This window comes from Nocardia xishanensis NBRC 101358, from assembly GCF_001613365.1.
Classification (GTDB): Bacteria; Actinomycetota; Actinomycetes; order Mycobacteriales; family Mycobacteriaceae; genus Nocardia; species Nocardia xishanensis.
The window spans coordinates 1-5,054 of sequence record NZ_BDCF01000103.1 but is presented as its reverse complement, the minus strand read 5'-3'; the positions used below and the strand labels follow the sequence as shown (position 1 = coordinate 5,054).

Sequence of the window (5,054 nt, the reverse complement as noted above, 5' to 3'; positions counted from 1 at the left end):
GCCGCCGCGGTCGGCGGCCTCATCGGCGGCGCGGTGGGTTCGCAGATCGCCTGATCGTGGCGCTCGGCGCGGCGGCTCCCAGAGGAGCACGCGTCAGCCGGGGTTCCGCTCGACCGCGGCCGCGATCGGCGGCCCGGGGCGCGCGGGGTCCACGCGTCGACAGGATCGGGGACTTTTCGCGCCGGATCGGCGGTTGTATGTGGGGCCGATAATGGTTGTCGGGAACTACATCAGTTCGCTTTGCGAAGGAGGACGCGTGACCGATACGCGGAAGGCGATCCTGGCCGGCGGATGCTTCTGGGGCATGCAGGACTTGATTCGTAAGCAGCCCGGGGTGCTGTCCACACGGGTCGGGTACACCGGTGGGCGCAACGATCACCCCACGTACCGGAATCATCCTGGCCACGCGGAGGCCGTGGAGATCGTGTACGACCCGGCGGAGACGGACTACCGTGCGCTGCTGGAGTTCTTCTTCCAGATCCACGACCCGAGCACGAAGGACCGGCAGGGCAACGACATCGGCACCAGCTACCGCTCGGCCATCTTCTATCTGGACGAGGATCAGCGGCGGACCGCTATGGAGACCATCCTCGATGTCGACGACTCGGGATTGTGGCCGGGCAAGGTCGTCACCGAGGTGACCCCCGCGAGCGAATTCTGGGAGGCCGAGCCGGAGCACCAGGACTACCTGGAGCGCTACCCGGACGGATACACCTGCCACTTCCCGCGACCCGGATGGAAACTGCCGAAGCGGCAGACCGCGTAAGGGTTTCCCGTCAGACCGACCGTTGCCGAAGCACGGTCGGTCTGTCACTCTTGTTGTCATGATCAGTGGAAAGGACGACACCACCGTCATCCGGTGAGTGGTCTCACGCAGCGGAGCGCTGCAGAAATCCGTCGAAAATGGTTGGGCCGGATGCTGTCCACCGCACCCCCCGACCGTCCAGCCGCCGAAGCGGCGATCTCCTCACTCTACGAATCGGCCGGGCTGAGCCCGCCCCGCTTGCGATGGGTTTCCTCGCCGTTGCTCGCGTTCGCGACCGGCGAGCCGGGGCAGCCCGGTCACCTGGGCCAGCGGGTGCACGGGCTCGACAGCCCTGTGTCGCGTGCTCTTTCGTCACTCGAAGCCGATATTCCGAGTCCTGCCGAGACACCGAGTCGGTTGTTCGAAGGGTGGGTGTCCAAGCCGCTGTTGGCGTCATGGAGCAGCTCCGTGCAGCCGATTCTCGACGCGGCGCACGGTCGGCCAAGCCCATTGCTCAACTGGCACAATCGATTACGGGTCGGCTGGGTACCGGCCTGGTCCGATTTCGGGGGCATGGGTCGTTCCGGCTCGGCGCGCGTGTGGGACGCGCTGGCCGCGACGGTGTCCGCGTGTGGCCCGTGGTGGTGGCCGGACGAGCGGGTGTGTGTGATCTCGGACCCGCCCGAGACGCTCGTCACCGAAACGGCGGACAGCCTCGACTGGGTGCGGCCGCACTGCGCCGACGGCCCCGCCGTTCGCTACCGCGACGGCTGGGAGCTGTACTTCTGGCATGGCACGCGGGTCCCGGAGTGGGTGATCACCGACCCGACCGCCGCCGCCATCGACCGTGAACCCAATGTCGAGGTCCGACGGTCCGCGATCGAACATCTCGGCTGGCCCGCCTACCTCGAGCAGGCCGGGATGAGGCTGATGGCGAGCGCGCCCGATCCTGGCAACCCCGGCTTCGACCTGCTGCTCTACGACCTGCCCCGCAACGAACGCGTCCTGGTCGCGGTGAACGGATCGGTCGAACGCGACGGCACCCGCCGCCGCTACGGCCTGACCGTGCCGGGACATCTGGACGATCCCCTCGCCGCGGCCGCCTGGACCTATGGGCTGAGCCGCGAGCAGTACTCCCAACTACTCCATCGCACCTGAGGTGAGACTCGTGACCGATTCCCTTGTGCTCGAACAGCTCGAGCAGGCACTGCATATTCCGATCATCGACGGCATGCACGCGCAGGGCGACCTGCTCGTCATCCCCACGCGTCTGCTCGACGAGGTGGCGCCCCGGCCGAACGCGCTGTGGCGCCACGTCCCGCCGGGCGGCGTCGAGGTGCTTCGCGGCGCCGCGGGCGGCAATCCGCACACGCTCGTCGCCGAACCCGGCTCGTGCCGATGGACGACCGCGCTTTACGACCCCACCGGCTTGTCCCTGGGCATGTTCGTCGCGAGTACCGTCGCGTACCTCATGCACCCGGAACACGGAGCCACCGGGTCCGCTCCCGGCGCCTACGTGATCCGTCGCCAACGCGAGAACAGCAATTTCGGGGCCCGCCTCGTGGCCGACTGAGTTGTCCGGGAAGAAGTTTCGCGAGGTCTGGGTCAGTCAGTCGGTGTCACCGAGGGATTCGAGGAGGATTCGCAGGGTGGCGGCGAGGCGCTGGCGTTGCGTCGTCGAAAGTGGTTCCAGCAGGCGGTGTTCGGTCGACACGTGGTCGGGGAGCGCGGCGTCGATGAGTTTGCGGCCCGTGTCGGTGAGGGTCACCCGAACGCCGCGTCCGTCTCGGTCGTCGGGGGAGCGCGTCACCAGTCCGCGCTCCTCCAACCGGTCGAGGCGCTGGGTGATGGCGCCCGAGGTGACCATCGCCGAGCGGGTCAGCTCGGTGGGGGTGAGCCGGTGCGGCGGGTCGGTGCGGCGCAGGGTCGCCAAGACGTCGAACGAGGCGGCGTCGAGACCGTGCGCGGCGAACGTCTTGCGCAATTCCGCGCCGACCAAAAGCGAAAGACGGCTCAGCCGCCCGAGTACCGCCATCGGCGAGACATCCAGGTCGGGGCGCTGGTCCTGCCACTGGGCCAGGACGCGGTCGACGTGATCGGTCACGTCGGCAGCTTAAATGAGCGCCGCCGGGCGCGGCCCGTTCTCGGTGAGCCAGCTTGCGTCCGGAATAGTTTAGCGTTGAGTTAAGTTTCTTAGTGCTAAGTGATGACGGAGCGAGGAGGTTCTCACGATGCGAATCACGGTGTTCGGAGCGGCGGGAGAGGTGGGGCGCCGGGTCGTGGCCGAGGCGCTCGCGCGGGGGCACGAGGTGACGGCGGTGGTGCGTGATCCCGAAAGGGTGGCGGGGCTGCCGACCGGCGTGCGGGTGCGCACGGGTGACGCCGCGAACGCGGAGGATGTCGAAACCATCGGTGCCGGGCAGGATCTGGTGATCACGGCGACCCGCCCCGCCGTCGGCCGGGAAGGCGACCTGCCCGGGATGACGGCGGCGCTGCTCTCGGGAGCGGCCCGCGCCGGGGTCCGGCTCTTGGTGGTCGGCGGCGCGGCGACGCTGATCGTCCCCGGCGCCGAGGGTGCGACCTTGCACGAGATGCCGGAATTTCCCGCGGAATTGCGCGCCATCGCCCAGGCCTGCGCCGACCAGCTGGCCGTGTGCCGCGCCGATGCCGCCGCCGACTGGACCTACCTGAGCCCGCCCGCGGAACTGGCGCCCGGTGAGCGCACCGGCGCCTACCGCGTCGGCGGCGACGAACTGCTCAGCGATCCGGACGGTGTCTCGCGGATCTCCATGGAGGACTTCGCGGTCGCGCTGCTGGACGAGGCAGAGCGTCCGGCGCACCGGGGCGTGAGGTTCACCGTCGCGGCAGTGTGAGAGCCATGTGGCTGTGCGGTGACAACCGGCGTGGCCGCGCCGAGGGAATCGGCGCGGTGGCGCTATAAATCTGACGCGGCTGCGTTGTCGCCGGATGGTTCGGTTGCAGGTCGTCGGTGGTGGGCTCGGGGGATGCGGAACACCGCTAGGAGAGCCCGGCCTTGGATGCTGCTGGCTGATCGCACAGGAACGCCGCTGCCACCTGGGCGGCGTCGTGCAGACGTACGGCAGCGTAGGGGGTGCGTTCGAAAACCCATACGCCTTGCAGGAAGACCAGCAGGAATCGGGCCAGCGCACGTGGATCGCGGTCGGCCGCCAGTTCCCTCTGTGCCTGGGCGCGTGTGAACGCCGCAGTGAACGTGGCTTCCCAGCTCGCCCAGCCGGATTCGACAAGTGCGGCGATATCGGGGTCACGGGCGGCCAGCTCCACGGCGGCATTGGACACCAGACAGCCGAGGTAGCGGTGCTCGACGCAGGCTTCGGTGACGAAGCGGTCGATGAGCGCTCGGATGGCGGGCAGGGCCGGGCCCGGCTGCGAGAGTGCGGTGGCGATCCGGTCGTCGGCGAGTTGCAGATAGCGTTGCAGCGCCTTGGTGAACAGTTCGTGTTTACAACCGAAGGCGGCGTAGATGCTTGCCTTTGCGATGCCGAGATGACCGACCAGATCGGCCATCGAGGTTGCTTCGAACCCGCGCTGCCAGAACAGATCCATGGCGAGGTCCAGCACGACATCGGGGTCGAACTCCTTGGTACGCGCCACGTTTCGTAATCCTCTCTATTGCGACCGATCGGTCAAATATGTGAACATGGGCCGTCGCAGCAACCGCTGACACGCAAAAACTACAGAACGGTGTACCCGATGAAGAAGTTCACTCTTGTCGCCGCCATGACGGCCGGCCTCGTCGCGTCGGCGGGCCCGGCCATGGCTGAACCGGTGTCCCCCGCGGATGCGCCGTCGGCCATCGCGGTGGCGGGGTCGTCGTCGGAGGATGTGTTCTGTGCCGTCATCAAGTTCTTGAAGGGCGGCTGGGCGGGCCGGGTCACCGACTGCTCTTTCTGACGAATACGAGGTCTCGCGGAGGGTCGGCCGCAAGATCCAGCACATTCGCCATCAGCAAGTTCCACCACCACGTCGGCGGCAGGCCGGAGCGAAGGCAGTGCCACCGCCGCTCCCGGCGACGCCGAGCCCGGTGGACCCGCACCCACTCGGGCCGACGGCGGTTCTCCGGCGCCCACCGGGGCGGAGCCCCCGACCTCGCCTGTTACGGGCATTTGGTCCCCGGCGCGGCCGAGGTCGGGAAACCGAGCGCGAGTGCGACTCGCTCCCGACCTCGGCGTCAGGATTCACATCCGATCGGCGCGTGACTCAGTGTCCAGGCGGCGGAGGCACCGGCCTGCCGTCGGGGCCCAGCGGCGGCGGGCACGGCTTGCCGTCG

General features: G+C 68.4%; 7 protein-coding genes. 5 read left to right on the top strand and 2 right to left on the bottom strand.

Going from position 1 to position 5,054, the window contains the following annotated elements:
• Positions 1–211: 211 nt before the first annotated feature.
• The 3 genes from msrA to NX1_RS34695 all read left to right on the top strand — a co-directional run bounded on the left by msrA (position 212) and on the right by NX1_RS34695 (position 2,318).
• A complete protein-coding gene (gene msrA, locus NX1_RS34705) occupies positions 212–766 on the top strand; it encodes a peptide-methionine (S)-S-oxide reductase MsrA (protein WP_373864945.1) in 555 nt (184 codons plus the stop codon).
• Between the two features lie 447 nt (positions 767–1,213).
• Positions 1,214–1,903 carry a DUF6745 domain-containing protein gene (locus tag NX1_RS34700; protein WP_157120400.1) on the top strand — a complete coding sequence of 230 codons (690 nt, stop codon included), beginning with the start codon at positions 1,214–1,216 and terminating at the stop codon, positions 1,901–1,903.
• A 10-nt stretch (positions 1,904–1,913) separates the two neighbouring features.
• Complete coding sequence (locus tag NX1_RS34695) at positions 1,914–2,318, top strand: DUF8820 family protein (RefSeq protein ID WP_084501993.1); 405 nt, start codon at positions 1,914–1,916, stop codon at positions 2,316–2,318.
• 36 nt (positions 2,319–2,354) lie between these two features.
• On the opposite strand, the gene NX1_RS34690 is transcribed toward NX1_RS34695, so the two are convergent.
• Positions 2,355–2,849 (bottom strand): MarR family winged helix-turn-helix transcriptional regulator, encoded by a 495-nt coding sequence (locus tag NX1_RS34690; RefSeq protein ID WP_068069345.1) that lies wholly within the window; start codon positions 2,847–2,849, stop codon positions 2,355–2,357.
• A gap of 127 nt (positions 2,850–2,976) precedes the next feature.
• On the opposite strand from NX1_RS34690, the gene NX1_RS34685 reads away from it, so the two are divergent.
• On the top strand, positions 2,977–3,618 hold the full coding sequence (locus NX1_RS34685; RefSeq protein ID WP_068069344.1) for an NAD(P)-dependent oxidoreductase: 642 nt from the start codon (positions 2,977–2,979) through the stop codon (positions 3,616–3,618).
• Positions 3,619–3,763: 145 nt separating this feature from the next.
• On the opposite strand, the gene NX1_RS34680 is transcribed toward NX1_RS34685, so the two are convergent.
• Positions 3,764–4,378, bottom strand: a complete 615-nt coding sequence (locus tag NX1_RS34680) for a TetR/AcrR family transcriptional regulator (protein WP_068069341.1) — start codon at positions 4,376–4,378, stop codon at positions 3,764–3,766.
• A gap of 99 nt (positions 4,379–4,477) precedes the next feature.
• Here NX1_RS34680 and NX1_RS34675 point away from each other — a divergent pair, with 99 nt between their 5' ends.
• Positions 4,478–4,678, top strand: a complete 201-nt coding sequence (locus NX1_RS34675; RefSeq protein WP_157120398.1) for a hypothetical protein — start codon at positions 4,478–4,480, stop codon at positions 4,676–4,678.
• Positions 4,679–5,054 lie beyond the last annotated feature (376 nt).